Here is a 20,569-nt window from a genome sequence, read left to right as displayed (position 1 = left end):
GGGGTAGCAATCATGAATAATCGTTTTGATGGCAAAGTTGTTTTAATCACAGGAGCTGGATCTGGATTAGGTCAGGCTTCCGCTCTGCAAATTGCGAAAGAAGGGGCGAAATTGGCGCTTGTCGATTTAAATGCTGCTTCATTAGAAGAAACAAAAGCAAAAGTGCTTGAAGTAGCACCAGATGCTGAAATACTGCTTATTACTGCAAATGTGGCAGACGAAAAGGCAGTTGAAAACTATGTGAATGAAACAGTTGCCAAATTCGGGAAAATTGACAGCTTCTTTAACAATGCTGGAATTGAAGGGAAGCAGGACTTAACAGAGGATTTCGGTTTAGATGAATTTCAAAAAGTTGTTAGTGTTAACTTGAATGGTGTCTTTTATGGCTTAAAGCATGTATTAAAGGTTATGAGAGAGCAAGGCTTCGGTTCAGTTGTTAACACTGCATCAGTTGGTGGTATCCGCGGTGTTGGTAACCAATCCGGTTATGCAGCAAGTAAGCACGGCGTTGTCGGCTTAACTCGCAACTCTGGTATCGAATACGGCCAATATGGAGTGAGCATTAAAGCAATAGCACCAGGTGCCATCATGACACCAATGGTTGAAGGGTCATTAAAACAAATCGATGCAGACAATTGGGAAGAGGTAGGCAAGCAATTTGTTGAGCCAAACCCGATGAAGCGTTTCGGAAAACCAGAAGAAGTCGGCTACCTAGTAGCATTCCTTCTTTCGGATCAAGCAAACTTCATCAATGCGACAGTCATTCCGATTGACGGTGGTCAGTCGTACAAATATTAAGAGTAAAGATATTTTTTATAGTTGAAAGCACGGGATATTCCGTGCTTTTTTTGTATGGATTTTATTGGAATTAAAAAAATATGGATAGAACTTCTGCATACGGGACAAATTAATATTCGTGGAGGTGATATTAATGGCTAAAAAAGCAGGTAGCACACAATCAGGAACTAACATCCAAGAAGTGAAACAACAAAACGCTTCAGCAACTTCTGGTCAATTTGGAACAGAATTCGCTAGCGAAACTGATGTACAAGAAGTAAAACAACGTAACGCTAAAGCAGAGCAAAACAAATCTAAAAACTCATAATTAGCTGATAACGAAGGCACTTTTCTTAGAGGAAAGTGTCTTCGTTCCTTTTCTCCAAGAATAATACTCCGATAAGCTCATCTTACAGTTCGACAAAACTTCTTGTCAGTCTACAGAAGTTGTCAAAGGAAATAGACTGGAGGAAGTGGAAATAATCAACAGAGCAAAAATAATCTAATTCCCCATAAAAAGGTTTTTTAAATTCAGTCTGTTATTAGGGAAGAGAGACTCTCATTTTAAATGTTGAGTGATTAACGAAATCTTCCAAAAAATATTAATTAGGATGTGTGTGTTCATGGACGTGTTCAATGGATTAGTAGGAGAACAGATGAAGATTATGGAAAAACTACTGTACTTGCAGAGTGAGCTAGAACGGTGTGAAGAAATTGAAGGTCAGCTGCAGCAATTGCAAAGTGAAACGGAATTGAAAGAAGTACAGCATGAAATCATGAACATGAAAAGCGAATTAAAAGAAATACAGCGGATTTTTGAGATACAGACAGAGAAAGTGATTAAGGTATATCAGGAAAATGAAATGAATTTAAGCTCTATTTAATAGGAATTTTTAAATATTTCTCATTCCTTTCGCAATTTCAATGGTTCTTTTGTTTTAAATTTTTCTATTAACCGTTATAATAATAGAAAAAAGAGGAATTGTTCTTTGTTGCCTTGATTGGGAAATAGAATATTTAAATGTAAGTAGGTTGCAAAGCGTCCGCAAAATGAAAGTAGGGGAGAATAATGGGCGTACCTATCGAGGGTGAACCAATACAAATCCATAGCTACAAGCATAATGGTCACATCCATCGAATCTGGGACGAAACAACGATACTTAAAGGGACGCAAAATTTAATAATAGGCGGTAATGATCGGACAATTGTTACAGAATCAGACGGCAGAACATGGGTCACCCGTGAACCGGCAATATGCTACTTTCATTCCCAATACTGGTTTAATGTAATAGGAATGATAAGGGAAGACGGAATCCATTATTATTGTAACCTTAGTTCGCCATTTATTTATGATGGAGAAGCAGTAAAATATATTGATTATGATTTGGATATAAAGATTTTCCCTGATATGACATTCAATCTTCTTGATGAGGATGAATATGAACGTCATCGTGCAGAAATGAATTATCCTGAAGCGATCGACCGTATTTTGAAATCGCATGTTAATCAATTGATCCAGTGGATACGCCAAAGAAAGGGTCCCTTTGCACCAGATTTTATTGATTTATGGTATGAAAGGTATTTAACGTACAGAAGTTAATATGGTAGGAAGAATAGCTTGTTGAAAGTTCAGCAAGCTTTTTCTTTTGTTTTCATTTATGCAAGTGGTAAAATAACTTCTTGTTTGAGGTTAAGTTCTAATTTCATTTATTACATAAAATTTTAGAAAGGAAAGAGGAGAGAGTGTGGACAGTATAAAAAGATATTTGCATTTTGTAAAACCATATCGAATGCAAATTATAGGGACAATCATCATTGGAATCGTTAAATTCGCTATTCCCTTGCTTATTCCGCTTTTACTGAAATTTGTAGTTGATGACATCATCAATGCAACAGATTTGGACAAGCAGGAAAGAATAACAAGTCTTTTAAAGATGATGGGGATAATGCTGGTCATTTTTGTCATCGTCAGACCGCCTGTTGAATACTACCGTCAATATTTTGCACAGTGGACATCGAATAAGATTCTTTATGATATTCGCGATCAGCTGTTTGCTCACCTGCAAAAGCTTAGCTTGAAGTACTACTCCAATACAAGGGCTGGTGAAGTTATTTCACGGGTCATTAATGATGTGGAGCAAACAAAGAACTTTATACTGACAGGTCTGATGAATTTATGGCTTGATGGTGTCACGATATTAATAACAATCGGGATCATGCTGACAATGAATGTAAAGCTGACGATTATCTCGATCATCCTTTTACCGTTTTACGCCTTGTCAATCAAGCATTTCTTCGGAAACTTAAGAACGCTGACAAGAGAGAGGTCTCAGGCTTTAGCAGGAGTACAGAGTTTCCTACACGAAAGAGTACAAGGAATTTCGGTTATTAAAAGCTTTGCAACAGAAGACCATGAACAAAAGCACTTTAAGAAGTATAATAATGCATTCTTGGAAAAGGCGACAGATCATACACGCTGGAATGCTAAAGCTTTTGCCGTAGTTAATACGATTACAGACATCTCACCGATTATTGTGATTGCATACTCTGGATATCAAGTATTAACAGATCAGCTGTCATTAGGTGCAATGGTAGCATTCTTTGCCTATATTGAAAGGCTGTATAATCCGTTGCGAAGAATGGTGAATTCATCAACGACGCTGACGCAGTCAATTGCTTCAATGGACCGTGTTTTTGAGCTGATTGATGAGAAATACGATATTCAGGATAAGCCGAATGCAATTCCTTGTAACGAAGTGCAAGGGGAGATTGAATTTAAGGAAGTTGATTTCGCCTATGATGAAAATGATTCCCTTGTGCTCAATAATATCTCTTTGAAAATTAAGCAAGGAGAAACAGTTGCTTTTGTTGGTATGAGTGGAGGCGGAAAATCATCACTCATTAGCTTAATACCTCGTTTCTATGATGTTACTGGTGGTACCATCATGCTCGATGGAAAGGATATTCGCGATTTTCAAGTACGAACATTGAGAGATAAAATCGGAATGGTTCTCCAAGAAAATATTTTATTCAGTGAGTCGATAAAAGAGAACATTATGATAGGTAATCCGGATGCAACAATAGAAGAAGTGATGGAGGCGGCAAAGGCTGCAAACGCCCATGAATTTATCATGCAGCTTCCAGATGGTTATGATACGAAGGTAGGGGAAAGAGGCGTGAAGCTGAGCGGCGGCCAAAAGCAGCGTGTCGCAATTGCTCGTGTATTCCTGAAGAATCCTCCGATCTTAATTTTGGATGAAGCAACTTCAGCGCTTGATTTAGAAAGCGAGCAGTCAATACAAGAGGCAATTGAAAAACTGGCAAAAGAAAGAACGACATTGATTGTCGCTCACAGGCTTTCAACAATTACACATGCAGACCGAATTGTGTTAATCAATAATGGCGAAATCGCGGAAGATGGCAGCCATGAACAGTTGATGAAGCTAAAAGGCCATTATTTCAATCTGTTTCAAATTCAACAGCTAGGAGTATAGAGAATAAGAAAGGATGACCTCTTTTTTAGGTCATCCTTCTTATTTATTCTTCTATTTTCAATTCAGGCTCATGATTATGATGAACTTGAATTGTAGTGATCAGCGTATCTAAATGCTCCACATTCTCATCATACTCAATGATGGCAGAAATGATTTGCATCGCATGATACTGTACAATCTCCTCGTTTTGCTCACATACCCGCTCATTTACCGTTTCCCGGTAATGGTTAATAAGCTGATAGAACAATTCTTTTCTATCTAGGGTGATATTACCCTCTTCAAAGGTGACATTTGGCTTTACCTTTCCAATGAACTTCAGCATAACATGCTCATGATGATGGATCAGACAATCGAGCTGCTGCTGAATGATATTTTGAAAATTCTCTGGCAGTGTTTTAAGCTCATTTTCAAAACGGTGCAGCTTTTTCAAAGTATGAAAGGACCTTTTAAGTGTGTTTATCATCTGCCTGTAGATGACAAGCTTTCTTGCTTTAAAAGGGGTATTCCTCTTAAAATAGTTTCTTTCTTCTTTATACATTAAATAAAGCTGGTCTATTTTAATTATCCGGTCGGAAATCTTGTCGATGTCATTTTTCAATAGACTATGTTCGGATGCATGCCTTATATTGAGGCGAATCCACTTTGTAACTTCTTCACTAATATCAGAAATGCTGTTGTACAGCTTGTTTTCATATTTAGGAGGCAAAAACACGAGATTAACGATAAATGCTGAAATAATCCCAAGCATAATAGTAGAAAATCGTATTATCGCAAAGATGATGAAGTCATCTGTTGTTGTTTCCATAATAGCGATCAACGTCACTGTCGACAAAATGATCGTCTTTTCCAGTTTAAGCTTTAAGTTAATTGTAATGACGATAACGGCTGCTAGACCGATAATAAAGATGTTGTTGCCAAAGCTAAGTACAAAGACAACTGCGATGATCGCGCCGATTATATTACCTTGAATTTGTTCTATTATAGATAAGTAAGATCGATAGATAGTAGGCTGTATCGCAAAAATCGCTGAAATTCCCGCGAATACAGGAGTTGGTACTTGCAGTGTTTGTGCAAGCAGCAATGCTAAAACGATGGCGATTCCTGTTTTAAGAATGCGCGCTCCAAGTGTCATATTGAAATAATCCTCTCTCATACATTTTCTGTTGCGTAGTATACCTTTACTTTAAACAATTTAGAGAAAAACTAAACAATAATGTACTATACAGTGATTGCTTGTTAACATCAATAGTCATTTGTATGATTATATGAATTTTTCATGAAAAGTAAGTGAAAGTAGTGCTGATGCGGGTGTTTGGTGTTGTTAGTTATTCTTAATAGATATTAAATGGAGAGAATATTAGGATAATTGCTTTAATGTATAGAAACAGAGAGCCGCATGCTCTCTGTTCATAAATTTTCGCAGCAGGGATTTCTTGTGATGAAGTGTAACGCCTGTTGGCTATCTTAAGTAGAGGTCTCCCTGCTGAGTAGATCAATATTGCTTTTACCGACAGCGGTTGATTCTTATAGTTCTTTTGCTAATGCTTCGAAAGCATTGTGGACTGCATGTATTGTTGCTTCGATATCTTCCTCTGTATGGGCGATTGTAATGAACCATGCTTCGTATTTGGAAGGTGCAAGCATAATGCCTTGTTCAACCATTAACTTAAAGAATTTACCGAAAAGCTCGCCGTCTGTATTTTCGGCTTGTTCATAATTCATTACTTTTTCGTTTGTGAAATAAACAGTCAAAGCGCCTTTTAACCGATTAATTGTAATAGGCATATTATGTGTAGCGGCAGCTTCGGCAATACCCTTTTCAAGCAATGCTCCAAGTCTGTCTAAATGCTCGTATACGCCTTTTTGCTTTAGTACTTCAAGACAAGCAATCCCTGAAAGAACAGATGCTGGATTTCCAGCATGTGTGCCAGCCTGGTATGCTGGTCCTACTGGTGCCACTTTGTCCATGATTTCCTTTTTACCGCCATAAGCTCCGATTGGTAAGCCTCCGCCGATAATTTTTCCTAATGCTGTTAAATCTGGCTGAACTCCTAATAAGTCCTGTGCGCCGCCATATGTAAAGCGGAATGCTGTAATTACCTCATCATAGATGACAAGTGCACCAGCGTTATGCGTATATTCATTGATTAATTCAAGGAACCCTTTAATCGGCTCGACAATTCCAAAGTTACCAACGATTGGCTCTACAAGAACTGCCGCAATTTCTGCACCCCATTTTTCAATAGCATCCTTGAATGCATCAGGATCGTTGAATGGAACAGTGATAACATCAGCTGCGATTACTGCTGGTACACCAGCTGAATCCGGAGTTCCCAGTGTAGATGGACCAGAACCTGCCGCAACAAGAACCGGGTCAGAGTGACCGTGGTAGCAACCTGCAAATTTAATTACTTTGTTTCTGCCGGTATATGCTCTTGCGACCCTGATTGTAGTCATGACTGCCTCTGTACCAGAGTTCATGAATCTGACCTTCTCCATGGAAGGGATAGCCTCTTGAAGCATTTTTGCAAATGTAACTTCATGCGGTGTTGGCGTTCCGTATAAAACCCCTGATTCTGCCGCTTTAGTGATTGCTTTTGTAATATGGGGATGAGCGTGTCCAGTAATGATTGGACCATACGCTGCCAAATAATCAATATATTGGTTTCCGTCCACATCAAAGAAGTAAGCACCTTGACCCCTTTCCATTGCTACAGGTGCACCGCCACCAACTGCTTTATACGAACGAGAAGGGCTGTTGACTCCGCCTACGATTACTTTAAGGGCTTCCTCATGTAATCTCTCAGAATTATTATGCTGCATGATATTCCTCCTAAAACTTATCATCATTAAAAGATGTTCTTTATAATTTTAGCACTTTTTTTCAGAAGATAAACGATAAAGGTATTGCCTTAGCTTGCGTAGGGATTTAGAAAAGGTCTTTAAACAGGCAGACAAGCATACATTTTAAATATATTGAACTTGGCGGGAGAAATGGATAGGGGGAGGAACGTGTTTTTTTATTTTTTGTTAGCGATGATTATCTTTTTTATTATGATGAGCTTGCGAACGCTGTTTGTTCCTTATCGCCTGAAAGAAAAATGGGTCTCATTTGAAAACTTTTTGTATCTTTTCTTTGTTTATATCACCATAATGATAGGCTTTGGCCTAATTTACACGCTTCTTCAGTTAAATGGCGTGCAGGTCTATAACGAAAGCCAGCAAATATATGCTTCTTCACTACATTTTTTAGACGAGCTGCAAACAGGTATATACTTTAGTGGGATTACGCTGTTTTCAGTAGGGTTTGGTGATTTGACGCCAATTGGTCTCGGCAGATTGATAGTAGTAATTGAAGCGCTTATCGGGTATACCATCCCAGCGGCATTTGTTGCAAGAGCTGTGTTAGATATGGAAAGTTAATTTGTTAGAGTATGTTAGTTGAAATTATTTCCTTCATTAGCTAGTCTAATAATAATACCAGCATTGGAGGATAAGAGAATGAGTGTAAATATAGGAGAACAAGCACCTGATTTCGAATTAGAAGCAAACAGCGGCAAGGTAATTAAACTGTCTGATTATAGAGGGAAAAATATTGTTTTATACTTTTATCCAAAAGATATGACACCTGGCTGTACAACTGAAGCATGTGATTTTAGGGACAGTCATTCGAGATTCGAGGAACTAGAAGCCGTTGTCCTTGGTGTAAGCCCAGACCCTGTAGATAAACACAAGAAGTTTATTGCAAAGCATGAGCTGCCATTCCTTCTGCTTGCAGATGAAGATCATAAAGTGGCAGAGAGTTATGATGTATGGAAGCTGAAGAAAAACTTTGGAAAGGAATATATGGGGATAGAACGTTCCACTTTTCTTATTGACAAGGAGGGGAGGCTTGTTCGTGAGTGGAGAAAGGTTAAAGTTGCCGGCCATGTCGAGGAAATTGCAGAAGAGCTGAAAAAGCTTTAAGGCTTTTCCCTGCCTAATTTTATTGCCTTGAGGCTTTTGTCCATTCCAATATACAAGTTATGAATACATTATATTAGGGCATACCTCCTCAGATATATGTTGCAGACCACAATCGGTGGTCTGCCTTTTTTATCCAGATTTGATTTAGGGAAGCATTAAATAGGTGTATTAGCATATAATAAATAGTATTGAAAGATAATCATTCTAGTTTAGATGTATGATAACTGATAATATCGGTGTTTTTAACGGCTATTCCGCCATTCTTATTGACAAATACATGATATTGTTAGTACACTAATTATAAACATTATAAAATAAGAATATCTTTTAGAAATGGGGTGCATGTCTGTGGAACATAATGAGTTACAGGAAGCTCTTGATAAATTAAAAGAAACAGGAGTGCGCATTACCCCGCAGCGTCATGCGATACTTGAATACTTAATAAGCTCAATGTCACATCCGACTGCCGATGAAATTTACAAAGCACTGGAAGGCAAATTTCCAAATATGAGTGTGGCCACTGTTTATAATAATTTAAGAGTTTTTAAAGAAGTGAGTCTTGTAAAGGAATTGACGTATGGTGATTCCTCAAGCCGATTTGATTTTATAACTTCCCATCATTACCATATCATATGTAAGGAATGCGGGAAGATAGTGGATTTCCATTATCCTGGACTAGACGAGGTAGAACAGTTCGCAAGCCATGTTTCAGGTTTTAAAATCAGTCATCACCGCTTAGAAATTTATGGAACATGTCCTGACTGTGCAAAAAATGAAGCGCACTAAGCAAGTATAAAGAGGATTGTCTCTTTTAAAATTACGAGCCAGGTTCTGGAGGTGATTTTAAATTGGATGACTCCTCTTTTTGTCTTTTATTTGTGTTAAAGAGTAAATAGATCATACCGAAGGGTTCAGCTATGTAAAAAAAGGACATGCAGGAATTCGAAACAAAGTGTCGAAAGTATTAAAAACGAATTTTTTATGATGGAGGAATAATGATGGAAGACATTCTTCGTCCGATTTATCAAGAGAGAGCAAGCCAAGCGAATACACTTGGAGTTCTTATGATAGAAAAAAGACAAAAAGAAATGACGGTAACAGATACATTTGACTCGGTGATGCTTATCATCGTGAAAGAGGCAGACAAGCCTGTTTTTATTAAACATTACACGTATACAGACAAAAAAGCTGCACTTCATATTATTACAGAAACACAATTAAAAAAATGGATTTTGCTTGGGACAAATAAAAAAATATTTGAATGGCTTTATAATGGGAGAGTTATATTTGATCGAAATGAATATGTATCCCAGTTGAAAAGCGAGTTGAAGGATTTCCCTGTCATCCAAAGGAAACGTAAGATGGGAGTGGAGTTTGCTAAGTTAATTAGAAGATATATGGATGGTAAAGCATTTTTTGAGAACAAACATTATCTTGATGCATATAATGATGTCGTTCACTCCTTACATCATCTTGCGCGACTTGCTGTTATTGAAAATGGGTTTCATCCAGAGGTTACAGTTTGGAGCCAAGTTAAGCAAATTGAACCAGAGATATACAAATTGTATGTCGAATTGATTAATAGTGAGGAGCCTTTGGAAAAAAGACTTGAGTTGCTGTTTTTGGCAAGTGAATTCCTTATCCACTCTAAAACGAAAATGAGCATTCAGCATATTTCAGATATATTAGCGGAACAAGATTATTGGTCTTTTAATGACCTTATAGAGAATGAAGAATTGTTTCTTGTATATTCCGTTGATTTGGGCAGGCTGATTGAATATTTAATTGAGAAACACTTTATTGAGGTGGTCGAGGTAGAAACTAAAAGTCCTAAGGTATATCACCGTTATTATAAGGTTTCAAAAAAAGATTAAAGTTTTTTTAGAAAAAGTGTTGACGCTAACTAAATTACTTGGTATATTTATATCCGTCGCTGAAACAACACGAAATGTTGCTGAAACGACGGAAAAGTTTTTTTAAAAAACAATTGACATAAAAAACGTCAGATGTTATATTAATAAAGTCGCTTCTGGAAGAAGAAGGAAGCGTTAGAAAAAATTGCTCTTTGAAAACTGAACAAACAAACGTCAACAATAATCGTTTTTATAACTTTTGTTATAGAAACAAAACAAGTAACAAAAGCTAGAGTTTAGCAATGAGCTAATCTTACTCTTTATCGGAGAGTTTGATCCTGGCTCAGGACGAACGCTGGCGGCGTGCCTAATACATGCAAGTCGAGCGGACTTAAAAAGCTTGCTTTTTAAGTTAGCGGCGGACGGGTGAGTAACACGTGGGCAACCTGCCTGTAAGACTGGGATAACTTCGGGAAACCGGAGCTAATACCGGATAATCCTTTTCTACTCATGTAGAAAAGCTGAAAGACGGTTTACGCTGTCACTTACAGATGGGCCCGCGGCGCATTAGCTAGTTGGTGAGGTAACGGCTCACCAAGGCGACGATGCGTAGCCGACCTGAGAGGGTGATCGGCCACACTGGGACTGAGACACGGCCCAGACTCCTACGGGAGGCAGCAGTAGGGAATCTTCCGCAATGGACGAAAGTCTGACGGAGCAACGCCGCGTGAGTGATGAAGGTTTTCGGATCGTAAAACTCTGTTGTTAGGGAAGAACAAGTACGAGAGTAACTGCTCGTACCTTGACGGTACCTAACCAGAAAGCCACGGCTAACTACGTGCCAGCAGCCGCGGTAATACGTAGGTGGCAAGCGTTGTCCGGAATTATTGGGCGTAAAGCGCGCGCAGGCGGTCCTTTAAGTCTGATGTGAAAGCCCACGGCTCAACCGTGGAGGGTCATTGGAAACTGGGGGACTTGAGTGCAGAAGAGAAGAGTGGAATTCCACGTGTAGCGGTGAAATGCGTAGAGATGTGGAGGAACACCAGTGGCGAAGGCGACTCTTTGGTCTGTAACTGACGCTGAGGCGCGAAAGCGTGGGGAGCAAACAGGATTAGATACCCTGGTAGTCCACGCCGTAAACGATGAGTGCTAAGTGTTAGAGGGTTTCCGCCCTTTAGTGCTGCAGCAAACGCATTAAGCACTCCGCCTGGGGAGTACGGCCGCAAGGCTGAAACTCAAAGGAATTGACGGGGGCCCGCACAAGCGGTGGAGCATGTGGTTTAATTCGAAGCAACGCGAAGAACCTTACCAGGTCTTGACATCTCCTGACAATCCTAGAGATAGGACGTTCCCCTTCGGGGGACAGGATGACAGGTGGTGCATGGTTGTCGTCAGCTCGTGTCGTGAGATGTTGGGTTAAGTCCCGCAACGAGCGCAACCCTTGATCTTAGTTGCCAGCATTTAGTTGGGCACTCTAAGGTGACTGCCGGTGACAAACCGGAGGAAGGTGGGGATGACGTCAAATCATCATGCCCCTTATGACCTGGGCTACACACGTGCTACAATGGATGGTACAAAGGGCAGCAAAACCGCGAGGTCGAGCCAATCCCATAAAACCATTCTCAGTTCGGATTGTAGGCTGCAACTCGCCTACATGAAGCTGGAATCGCTAGTAATCGCGGATCAGCATGCCGCGGTGAATACGTTCCCGGGCCTTGTACACACCGCCCGTCACACCACGAGAGTTTGTAACACCCGAAGTCGGTGGGGTAACCCTTCTGGGAGCCAGCCGCCTAAGGTGGGATAGATGATTGGGGTGAAGTCGTAACAAGGTAGCCGTATCGGAAGGTGCGGCTGGATCACCTCCTTTCTAAGGAAAAATGGATTTATTCCATTCATAGATTGTTGACAGTTTGTTGTTCAGTTTTGAGGGAGCAATTCCTCAAAACACAAGGGTATTGATAAGTAATTTAATCAATAGCCGATTTGTTCCTTGAAAACTAGATTATGTATAGTAAGAACCAAGATAAAACCGAGTAATCGCCATCTTAGATTCTCTAATAATTAGAGAAATTGAGGGTAAAGAGAAACGAGCAGGTCGAGGAAGCGACGGAGTGAGCACCGGAGCGTACGAGAGTACGTGAGGAGCACAGCGAAGAAGCTGACAAAGAAATGCGAAGTTTATCTTTAGCCGAAAACAAGTTAAGTTAGAAAGGGCGCACGGTGGATGCCTTGGCACTAGGAGCCGATGAAGGACGGGACTAACACCGATATGCTTCGGGGAGCTGTAAGTAAGCTTTGATCCGGAGATTTCCGAATGGGGAAACCCACTATCCGTAATGGGATAGTATCGTTACTTGAATACATAGAGTAACTGAAGGCAGACCCGGGGAACTGAAACATCTAAGTACCCGGAGGAAGAGAAAGCAAACGCGATTCCCTTAGTAGCGGCGAGCGAAACGGGATTAGCCCAAACCAAGAGGCTTGCCTCTTGGGGTTGTAGGACACTCTACATGGAGTTACAAAGGAACGGGGTAGATGAATAGGTCTGGAAAGGCCAGTCACAGAAGGTAAAAACCCTGTAGTCGAAACTTCGTTCCCTCCTGAGTGGATCCTGAGTACGGCGGGACACGAGAAATCCCGTCGGAAGCAGGGAGGACCATCTCCCAAGGCTAAATACTCCCTAGTGACCGATAGTGAACCAGTACCGTGAGGGAAAGGTGAAAAGCACCCCGGAAGGGGAGTGAAATAGATCCTGAAACCGTGTGCCTACAAGTAGTTAGAGCCCATTAATGGGTGATAGCGTGCCTTTTGTAGAATGAACCGGCGAGTTACGATTACATGCAAGGTTAAGTTGAAGAGACGGAGCCGCAGCGAAAGCGAGTCTGAATAGGGCGATAGAGTATGTGGTCGTAGACCCGAAACCAGGTGATCTACCCATGTCCAGGGTGAAGTCCAGGTAACACTGGATGGAGGCCCGAACCCACGCACGTTGAAAAGTGCGGGGATGAGGTGTGGGTAGCGGAGAAATTCCAATCGAACTTGGAGATAGCTGGTTCTCTCCGAAATAGCTTTAGGGCTAGCCTCAAGGTAAGAGTATTGGAGGTAGAGCACTGTTTGGACTAGGGGCCCCCATCGGGTTACCGAATTCAGACAAACTCCGAATGCCAAATACTTATCCTTGGGAGTCAGACTGCGAGTGATAAGATCCGTAGTCAAGAGGGAAACAGCCCAGACCACCAGCTAAGGTCCCAAAGTATACGTTAAGTGGAAAAGGATGTGGAGTTGCTTAGACAACCAGGATGTTGGCTTAGAAGCAGCCACCATTTAAAGAGTGCGTAATAGCTCACTGGTCGAGTGACTCTGCGCCGAAAATGTACCGGGGCTAAACGTATCACCGAAGCTGTGGATTGACATCTATGATGTCAGTGGTAGGAGAGCGTTCTAAGGGCGTTGAAGCTAGACCGTAAGGACTGGTGGAGCGCTTAGAAGTGAGAATGCCGGTATGAGTAGCGAAAGATGAGTGAGAATCTCATCCACCGAATGCCTAAGGTTTCCTGAGGAAGGCTCGTCCACTCAGGGTTAGTCGGGACCTAAGCCGAGGCTGAAGAGCGTAGGCGATGGACAACAGGTTGATATTCCTGTACCACCTTATGAATCGTTTGAGCGATGGGGGGACGCAGGAGGATAGGGTAAGCGTGCTGTTGGATTAGCACGTCCAAGCAGTTAGGCTGGTAATGAGGCAAATCCCATTACCGTGAAGGCGGAGCTGTGACGGCGAGGGAAATATAGTACCGAAGTTCCTGATTCCACACTGCCAAGAAAAGCCTCTAGCGAGATTCAAGGTGCCCGTACCGCAAACCGACACAGGTAGGCGAGGAGAGAATCCTAAGGTGAGCGAGAGAACTCTCGTTAAGGAACTCGGCAAAATGACCCCGTAACTTCGGGAGAAGGGGTGCTCTTTTGGGTGCAAGCCCGAGAGAGCCGCAGTGAATAGGCCCAGGCGACTGTTTAGCAAAAACACAGGTCTCTGCGAAGCCGTAAGGCGAAGTATAGGGGCTGACACCTGCCCGGTGCTGGAAGGTTAAGAGGAGGGGTTAGCGTTCGCGCGAAGCTCTGAATTGAAGCCCCAGTAAACGGCGGCCGTAACTATAACGGTCCTAAGGTAGCGAAATTCCTTGTCGGGTAAGTTCCGACCCGCACGAAAGGTGTAACGATCTGGGCACTGTCTCAACGAGAGACTCGGTGAAATTATAGTACCTGTGAAGATGCAGGTTACCCGCGACAGGACGGAAAGACCCCGTGGAGCTTTACTGTAGCCTGATATTGAATTTTGGTACAGCTTGTACAGGATAGGTAGGAGCCTTGGAAGCCGGAGCGCCAGCTTCGGTGGAGGCATTGGTGGGATACTACCCTGGCTGTATTGACATTCTAACCCGCACCCCTTATCGGGGTGGGAGACAGTGTCAGGTGGGCAGTTTGACTGGGGCGGTCGCCTCCTAAAAAGTAACGGAGGCGCCCAAAGGTTCCCTCAGAATGGTTGGAAATCATTCGTAGAGTGTAAAGGCACAAGGGAGCTTGACTGCGAGACCTACAAGTCGAGCAGGGACGAAAGTCGGGCTTAGTGATCCGGTGGTTCCGCATGGAAGGGCCATCGCTCAACGGATAAAAGCTACCCCGGGGATAACAGGCTTATCTCCCCCAAGAGTCCACATCGACGGGGAGGTTTGGCACCTCGATGTCGGCTCATCGCATCCTGGGGCTGTAGTCGGTCCCAAGGGTTGGGCTGTTCGCCCATTAAAGCGGTACGCGAGCTGGGTTCAGAACGTCGTGAGACAGTTCGGTCCCTATCCGTCGTGGGCGTAGGAAATTTGAGAGGAGCTGTCCTTAGTACGAGAGGACCGGGATGGACGCACCGCTGGTGTACCAGTTGTCTTGCCAAAGGCATAGCTGGGTAGCTATGTGCGGAAGGGATAAGTGCTGAAAGCATCTAAGCATGAAGCCCCCCTCGAGATGAGATTTCCCATAGCGTAAGCTAGTAAGATCCCTGAAAGATGATCAGGTTGATAGGTTTGAGGTGGAAGCGTGGTGACACGTGGAGCTGACAAATACTAATAGATCGAGGACTTAACTAAAACGAAAAGCGGAAAAAGCCCGCTTAAATCGATAGGCTTTTGAAGCTGGACATGAAAGATTACTCAAACTTTTTTCTTACAACATAATCTAGTTTTCAGGGAATAAAATTCTTTGAAAAAAACTTTTAAAAAAGTGTTGCAAAACACTCGGAGATGAGATATAATAATTCTTGTCTTGAAAAAAGTCTGGTGGCGATAGCGAGAAGGTCACACCCGTTCCCATACCGAACACGGAAGTTAAGCTTCTCAGCGCCGATGGTAGTTGGAGGTTCTCCTCCTGTGAGAGTAGGACGTCGCCAGGCATACCATTATTCCGCAGTAGCTCAGTGGTAGAGCACTCGGCTGTTAACCGAGCGGTCGTAGGTTCGAATCCTACCTGCGGAGCCATTATATGGAGAGCTGTCCGAGTGGCCGAAGGAGCACGATTGGAAATCGTGTAGGCGGGTAACCCTGTCTCAAGGGTTCAAATCCCTTGCTCTCCGCCATTTTCACTCAGTATCTCATTATTAATGGCCCATTGGTCAAGCGGTTAAGACACCGCCCTTTCACGGCGGTAACACGGGTTCGAATCCCGTATGGGTCACCAATTATCACATACCAAATATGGAGGATTAGCTCAGCTGGGAGAGCATCTGCCTTACAAGCAGAGGGTCGGCGGTTCGATCCCGTCATCCTCCACCATAAAATCATCGCGGGGTGGAGCAGTCTGGTAGCTCGTCGGGCTCATAACCCGAAGGTCGCAGGTTCAAATCCTGTCCCCGCAATCACGGTCCGGTAGTTCAGCTGGTTAGAATGCCTGCCTGTCACGCAGGAGGTCGCGGGTTCGAGTCCCGTCCGGACCGCCATTATAATTTAAAAGTATTAAGGCTCAGTAGCTCAGTCGGTAGAGCAAAGGACTGAAAATCCTTGTGTCGGCGGTTCGATTCCGTCCTGAGCCACCATTTATGTCGGAGGGGTAGCGAAGTGGCTAAACGCGGCGGACTGTAAATCCGCTCCTTAGGGTTCGGCGGTTCGAATCCGTCCCCCTCCACCATTCATTACAGGGGTATAGTTTAAAGGTAGAACAGAGGTCTCCAAAACCTCCGGTGTGGGTTCAATTCCTACTACCCCTGCCAAATAAATTTTATGGCGGATATGGCGAAGTGGTTAACGCATCGGATTGTGGCTCCGACACTCGTGGGTTCGATTCCCATTATTCGCCCCATATATATTTATAATAAATTATGATAATACTGAATATAATGATATTGGGCTATAGCCAAGCGGTAAGGCAACGGACTTTGACTCCGTCACTCGTTGGTTCGAATCCAGCTAGCCCAGCCATTAAGCGGAAGTAGTTCAGTGGTAGAACATCACCTTGCCAAGGTGGGGGTCGCGGGTTCGAACCCCGTCTTCCGCTCCAATATTGTCAAGGCGGCATAGCCAAGTGGTAAGGCCAAGGTCTGCAAAACCTTTATCACCGGTTCAAATCCGGTTGCCGCCTCCAAAAAAATTATTACGCCGGTGTGGCGGAATTGGCAGACGCGCACGACTCAAAATCGTGTTCCTCTGGAGTGCCGGTTCGACCCCGGCCACCGGTATCATGTATAAATTTAAGGCTCCCTACATTGTAGGGAGCCTTTTTTATGTATTAGCATTTTGGCTTCATTTGCTTTTTGGATTGAAACAAACAAATCATCTAACTTAATTGGACTTCTTATTAGAAAATGGTGGATTTTTTTTCTTCATAACCTTGAGGCCATTCCTAATTATATCCTCCTTGTAAAATTAAATAGAAGAGAAACAACACGTAGTGTCTGTGAATTTATTTGACAATAAGATAGACTGAAATGTAAGGGGATACAAAATCTGAGTGGAGGATTATATTTAATCTATATTAAGTGCTGCTGTTATATCAATGTTTTTCAATGCTATTAATGCTTATACTACATACAACAAGCGTAAAATATCTCCTGGAATGAATAATAGTTTAGGAGGAAAGAGAATTGAAGAAAATAAAGTCTATACTTTTTGGGTTACTACCGATGTTCATTTTAACTGGATGTGGAAGCATAGGGAACGAATCACAGATTGAAGAGCAAGAAAAAAAGAAAAAGAATCATACTGAATCAGTTTCTCAAAAAGATAGTTCAAATAGTTCTGTAGAAGAAAAAAATCTTGAAGACAATAATAAAGAAATTTCGGCAGATAATGCTACTATTATAGAAACTCAAGCATCATTCGTTGTTAAGTACGAGAATGCTAGACAGTTAGTGGATGATTCAGAAATAGCAGTAGAGGGAGTAGTGGTATCTACTGAGAAATATGTGTACATAGAAAAAGAAACCGCACAAGGCTATCCTTACACAAAACTAACCTTTAAAATTAATCAAGTGTTAAATGGTGATCCAAGCTTAGAAGGCAGTGAAATATTAATACTGGAGGAGGGAGGATATATTACTGCAGAACAAGATGGAATGGATGAGCAATTTCCTGATTTGACTGAAGAAGAATTGAAGGAAACTTATCTCATTACACTGAATGGACATAAACCGTCATCAAAAGGTGATGAAATGGTTGCCTTTTTAAATGGATACGGCAAATCTGAAACTGATTTTAAAACAGATTTTGATTATTATTCTTTTATTGGGGCATATCAAGCGAAATTTGATTATGACAAGAAAAGCAGTAAATACATGAGACCGGCTGAGAATTTTGATGTAATGCTAAAGCATGCTAGAACAAAAGCTGATAAGACTTTCGTTGAAGAAGAAGTAGAGGTCGAGGAATGTATTAACGAAGAAGTAACTAAATTAGTGAACGAAGCTAGATAAAATTCAACAAATGGATGGAAAGCTATTATAGGATATGGAATGTATTTTATTCCTTTAAACCAGCTCCAAGGATAATAGGAACTGGTTTTTTGTGCACTCAATAAGTAATATAAATATATACATACATTCATAGAAAGAGTGGAAATAATGACTCAGGAAAAAAAAGGCATAAAAGCAAAAGTTGCTGCGGACAGAATTGGTGAATTAGGAGAATATAAGATAAATATCCAGTTAGACCAGCTGCCTAAAAATTATTTGTATCTCAGCGATTTGCTTATTAAAAACAGCAAAGCTAAATCTGGCTATTCTCAAATTGATCATATTGTGTTAACTCCGTATGCCATTTTTGTAATAGAAACAAAAAATTACAAAGGAACGATTTACGGTGACCGCAAGCGAAAGAACTGGAGTGTTAATGGAAAGTTTCCAATGATGAACCCATTCAATCAAAACTATGGGCATATAGAGGCTATTAAAGCTGTTTTGAGCGCTGTTAAGGGGATAACATATGTATCAATGATTTCCTTTACTAGAAGAGCCGTATTTAAAGTTAATGATGAACTGAGACAAATGAAATCAAATGATCTTATTGTATATGATACAGAGCTTTCCGATTTTATCGCGAGAAAATGTAATGTACTTAAGCTGGTTAATCCTAATCCGATTTTTTCAGATCTTATCATTAAAATTATGCATAGTGCTTTAGAAAAGGCAAATGTCACATCCCCTGAATTACGAAACCTGCATGTAGACGAGTTGAAAAGAGACGGAGAGAGCAGCAATTAAATAAAGAAAACATTGTAATTGGGTATCCTCAAACTCTTTATGTAAATTACTTCAGTCTGACAGGGAAAACATTATTCCCTGTTTTTTAGTATAATCAACCATATAGAGGATAATCTAGCAAATATGTCCTATTTTTGGTATTTTTAGATATAAAGCACAGTTTTCATTCCATATAAACCCAAATTTTTGATAGAATTACTATAACACTATAAAGTTATTATTAACCTAAACTGCTAGAGCTCAATACTTGTCCAATCTTCAATCACTGCTAAAAAAGAGGGGAAGGAAACAGGGATGATGATTAGAAAGGATTCACAGAAGCTGATAATCAAGTTAGCGTTTCCGCTTATTGTTTTCGCCCTTATAGTGTTGACGAAAAATTATTGGGGCAATGAGGCTGTTGCTTTTTTACAGGGAAATAAATGGAGTTTAATAATTGGATTTACGGCTATTATGTTATATATTAGCTGGTCGTTTCCGATTTTCTTCCGAGAATCCAAGCAAAACCTGAGAAGGACATGGTATTTTCTGTTTATTGTTGGCATGATTTTGCTGCTGATGGATATAGGGTTTAAGGAGAGCGAATGGAGGAGCTATGCATTGATGGCTCTTATGTTTGTTTTTGTAGACTTGGCTATATTTATCACACCGAATATTAAAAGAATCGGGGTAGCAGAAGTAGAAAGCATCAATGAGGTAGAGAGCATTAATGATGAGATGAAAAAAGTAATCATTCAGACGAAAAGCAGAAGTAAACAGTTCACGACGATTTTGGACAGTATTGCGACAGAATCATTCGGAACACAAGATTGGACGGATATAGAAGACTACCGGATAAGCCTTGAGGATTTCCTGTATGCTTATGGAGAAGTGTGCAGACAGGATATTACGGTTTTCTGCAAAGAGGATGACAGCATCTTTACTGCTGAAGTCGGGACTACTCTCGGAATTGAACTGAATGAGGATCAGCTAAACCGTTTAAATGAAGAGACAATTGTGCAATTAGACAAAAAAATAGTGCTTATTCCTTTCACGAAATTGATTCATCCTGTCATCATTTCTGTTGAATCGGAAAAGGAGCCGCTGCTGCAAATCGATTTTGACTATATTATTGACCTTGCAGTAATTCACACATGGTACAAGGAGCAATAAAAACGGGCGCTCTTTTATGTGGAAGATTCAAGGATATGATGATAAAATAGAAGTATAAACAAGGAAAGGAACAGATATCATGGAGGATAAAGATTACACGATGCCTGCAGTCAGAGAAGCTGGTCGGATGAGAAAAAAGAACCAATCGCCTCTTATTGTCAAAAAATCTACATCATCTCTTCCACATGTTCCTACAGCATTATATACAAGGGAATTGTTTGAAAAGAGTGATGAAGTGGTCAATCACTTAAAATACAACAAGACTGCCAGAGGAACAAATATTATTCATCTGCATGATTAAGAAACACATATTTTGCCTATACAGTAAATATACTAAGCTTATTATAATAACAGCGTGGGGGAATATGATGACATCTAAGAAAAGAAAAAGTCCCTTTTTACTGGAAAAGCCAAGCGGAAAGCTTCCGAAGATCGATTTGGAGCAGGATGTCTTATTGGAGCTTAATGCAAGGCTGAAATTCAAATTACAGCAACTAAAGACGAAAATACTTGATTAACATATAAATATTTGAAGCGATGACAGTTTGACCTAAGATAGGTTAGGCTGTTTTTTTTGTGTACTTTGTTTGTTA

The 20,569-nt window shown here is 41.1% G+C and carries 16 protein-coding genes, 14 tRNA genes and 3 rRNA genes; 31 read left to right on the top strand and 2 right to left on the bottom strand.

All coding sequences use genetic code 11. The annotated features are described in order from the left end of the window. Positions 1–12 precede the first annotated feature (12 nt). From NQZ71_RS18460 to NQZ71_RS18440, 5 genes are all read left to right on the top strand, one after another. Positions 13–798 carry an SDR family oxidoreductase gene (locus NQZ71_RS18460; RefSeq protein WP_127741649.1) on the top strand — a complete coding sequence of 262 codons (786 nt, stop codon included), beginning with the start codon at positions 13–15 and terminating at the stop codon, positions 796–798. A 133-nt stretch (positions 799–931) separates the two neighbouring features. Next, entirely contained in the window at positions 932–1,105 is a 174-nt protein-coding gene (locus NQZ71_RS18455; protein ID WP_144455982.1) for a gamma-type small acid-soluble spore protein, read from the top strand. Between the two features lie 295 nt (positions 1,106–1,400). Further along, on the top strand, positions 1,401–1,661 hold the full coding sequence (locus tag NQZ71_RS18450) for a YgaB family protein (RefSeq protein ID WP_275009534.1): 261 nt from the start codon (positions 1,401–1,403) through the stop codon (positions 1,659–1,661). Between the two features lie 185 nt (positions 1,662–1,846). Beyond that, positions 1,847–2,377 (top strand): nucleoside tri-diphosphate phosphatase, encoded by a 531-nt coding sequence (ntdP, locus tag NQZ71_RS18445; RefSeq protein WP_127741643.1) that lies wholly within the window; start codon positions 1,847–1,849, stop codon positions 2,375–2,377. 145 nt (positions 2,378–2,522) lie between these two features. Continuing rightward, complete coding sequence (locus NQZ71_RS18440) at positions 2,523–4,271, top strand: ABC transporter ATP-binding protein (RefSeq protein ID WP_311200967.1); 1,749 nt, start codon at positions 2,523–2,525, stop codon at positions 4,269–4,271. A 43-nt stretch (positions 4,272–4,314) separates the two neighbouring features. Here the strand turns inward: NQZ71_RS18440 and NQZ71_RS18435 are convergent, their stop codons facing one another. After that, positions 4,315–5,403 carry an FUSC family protein gene (locus NQZ71_RS18435; RefSeq protein WP_144455978.1) on the bottom strand — a complete coding sequence of 363 codons (1,089 nt, stop codon included), beginning with the start codon at positions 5,401–5,403 and terminating at the stop codon, positions 4,315–4,317. Between the two features lie 392 nt (positions 5,404–5,795). Then, on the bottom strand, positions 5,796–7,094 hold the full coding sequence (locus tag NQZ71_RS18430; protein ID WP_317011113.1) for a glutamate-1-semialdehyde 2,1-aminomutase: 1,299 nt from the start codon (positions 7,092–7,094) through the stop codon (positions 5,796–5,798). A 189-nt stretch (positions 7,095–7,283) separates the two neighbouring features. Here NQZ71_RS18430 and NQZ71_RS18425 point away from each other — a divergent pair, with 189 nt between their 5' ends. From NQZ71_RS18425 to NQZ71_RS18300, 26 genes are all read left to right on the top strand, one after another. Continuing rightward, positions 7,284–7,694, top strand: coding sequence for an ion channel (locus tag NQZ71_RS18425; RefSeq protein ID WP_127741635.1), 411 nt, complete (start codon positions 7,284–7,286; stop codon positions 7,692–7,694). A 78-nt stretch (positions 7,695–7,772) separates the two neighbouring features. Further along, complete coding sequence (gene bcp, locus NQZ71_RS18420) at positions 7,773–8,237, top strand: thioredoxin-dependent thiol peroxidase (protein ID WP_127741633.1); 465 nt, start codon at positions 7,773–7,775, stop codon at positions 8,235–8,237. Between the two features lie 342 nt (positions 8,238–8,579). Continuing rightward, positions 8,580–9,023, top strand: coding sequence for a peroxide-responsive transcriptional repressor PerR (perR, locus tag NQZ71_RS18415; RefSeq protein WP_127741631.1), 444 nt, complete (start codon positions 8,580–8,582; stop codon positions 9,021–9,023). Positions 9,024–9,235: 212 nt separating this feature from the next. Further along, complete coding sequence (locus NQZ71_RS18410; RefSeq protein ID WP_144456289.1) at positions 9,236–10,111, top strand: nucleotidyltransferase-like protein; 876 nt, start codon at positions 9,236–9,238, stop codon at positions 10,109–10,111. Positions 10,112–10,410: 299 nt separating this feature from the next. Further along, a 16S ribosomal RNA gene (locus NQZ71_RS18405) occupies positions 10,411–11,960 on the top strand. A gap of 330 nt (positions 11,961–12,290) precedes the next feature. Further along, positions 12,291–15,225 (top strand): 23S ribosomal RNA (locus NQZ71_RS18400). Between the two features lie 185 nt (positions 15,226–15,410). Continuing rightward, positions 15,411–15,527, top strand: a 5S ribosomal RNA gene (gene rrf, locus NQZ71_RS18395). Together the 16S, 23S and 5S rRNA genes with 14 tRNA genes alongside form the textbook arrangement of a ribosomal RNA operon. Before the next feature lie 10 nt (positions 15,528–15,537). Next, positions 15,538–15,612 (top strand) — tRNA-Asn (locus NQZ71_RS18390). 6 nt (positions 15,613–15,618) lie between these two features. Next, a tRNA-Ser gene (locus NQZ71_RS18385) sits at positions 15,619–15,710 on the top strand. Positions 15,711–15,736: 26 nt separating this feature from the next. Then, positions 15,737–15,811, top strand: a tRNA-Glu gene (locus NQZ71_RS18380). 19 nt (positions 15,812–15,830) lie between these two features. Next, a tRNA-Val gene (locus NQZ71_RS18375) sits at positions 15,831–15,906 on the top strand. A 9-nt stretch (positions 15,907–15,915) separates the two neighbouring features. Beyond that, a tRNA-Met gene (locus tag NQZ71_RS18370) sits at positions 15,916–15,989 on the top strand. 4 nt (positions 15,990–15,993) lie between these two features. Then, a tRNA-Asp gene (locus NQZ71_RS18365) sits at positions 15,994–16,070 on the top strand. A gap of 20 nt (positions 16,071–16,090) precedes the next feature. Beyond that, a tRNA-Phe gene (locus NQZ71_RS18360) sits at positions 16,091–16,166 on the top strand. Positions 16,167–16,174: 8 nt separating this feature from the next. Further along, positions 16,175–16,258 (top strand) — tRNA-Tyr (locus tag NQZ71_RS18355). Positions 16,259–16,266: 8 nt separating this feature from the next. Beyond that, positions 16,267–16,340, top strand: a tRNA-Trp gene (locus NQZ71_RS18350). Between the two features lie 13 nt (positions 16,341–16,353). Next, positions 16,354–16,429, top strand: a tRNA-His gene (locus NQZ71_RS18345). 44 nt (positions 16,430–16,473) lie between these two features. Then, a tRNA-Gln gene (locus tag NQZ71_RS18340) sits at positions 16,474–16,548 on the top strand. A 4-nt stretch (positions 16,549–16,552) separates the two neighbouring features. Next, positions 16,553–16,627 (top strand) — tRNA-Gly (locus NQZ71_RS18335). A 10-nt stretch (positions 16,628–16,637) separates the two neighbouring features. After that, positions 16,638–16,711 (top strand) — tRNA-Cys (locus NQZ71_RS18330). A gap of 13 nt (positions 16,712–16,724) precedes the next feature. Further along, a tRNA-Leu gene (locus NQZ71_RS18325) sits at positions 16,725–16,805 on the top strand. Between the two features lie 405 nt (positions 16,806–17,210). After that, complete coding sequence (locus NQZ71_RS18320) at positions 17,211–18,038, top strand: hypothetical protein (RefSeq protein ID WP_317011112.1); 828 nt, start codon at positions 17,211–17,213, stop codon at positions 18,036–18,038. Between the two features lie 147 nt (positions 18,039–18,185). Continuing rightward, positions 18,186–18,824 carry a nuclease-related domain-containing protein gene (locus NQZ71_RS18315; RefSeq protein WP_317011111.1) on the top strand — a complete coding sequence of 213 codons (639 nt, stop codon included), beginning with the start codon at positions 18,186–18,188 and terminating at the stop codon, positions 18,822–18,824. Positions 18,825–19,118: 294 nt separating this feature from the next. Further along, the gene (locus NQZ71_RS18310) at positions 19,119–19,976 is read left to right on the top strand and encodes a type II toxin-antitoxin system SpoIISA family toxin (protein ID WP_127736582.1); all 858 of its coding nucleotides are present in this window, start codon (positions 19,119–19,121) and stop codon (positions 19,974–19,976) included. A 79-nt stretch (positions 19,977–20,055) separates the two neighbouring features. Further along, on the top strand, positions 20,056–20,277 hold the full coding sequence (locus tag NQZ71_RS18305; RefSeq protein ID WP_127736580.1) for a hypothetical protein: 222 nt from the start codon (positions 20,056–20,058) through the stop codon (positions 20,275–20,277). Positions 20,278–20,341: 64 nt separating this feature from the next. Then, a complete protein-coding gene (locus NQZ71_RS18300) occupies positions 20,342–20,494 on the top strand; it encodes a hypothetical protein (RefSeq protein WP_182103732.1) in 153 nt (50 codons plus the stop codon). The last annotated feature ends 75 nt before the right edge of the window (positions 20,495–20,569 follow it).

Source organism: Niallia taxi (assembly GCF_032818155.1).
GTDB lineage: Bacteria > Bacillota > Bacilli > Bacillales > Cytobacillaceae > Niallia > Niallia taxi_A.
This window is presented reverse-complemented; position numbering and strand designations above follow the sequence as displayed.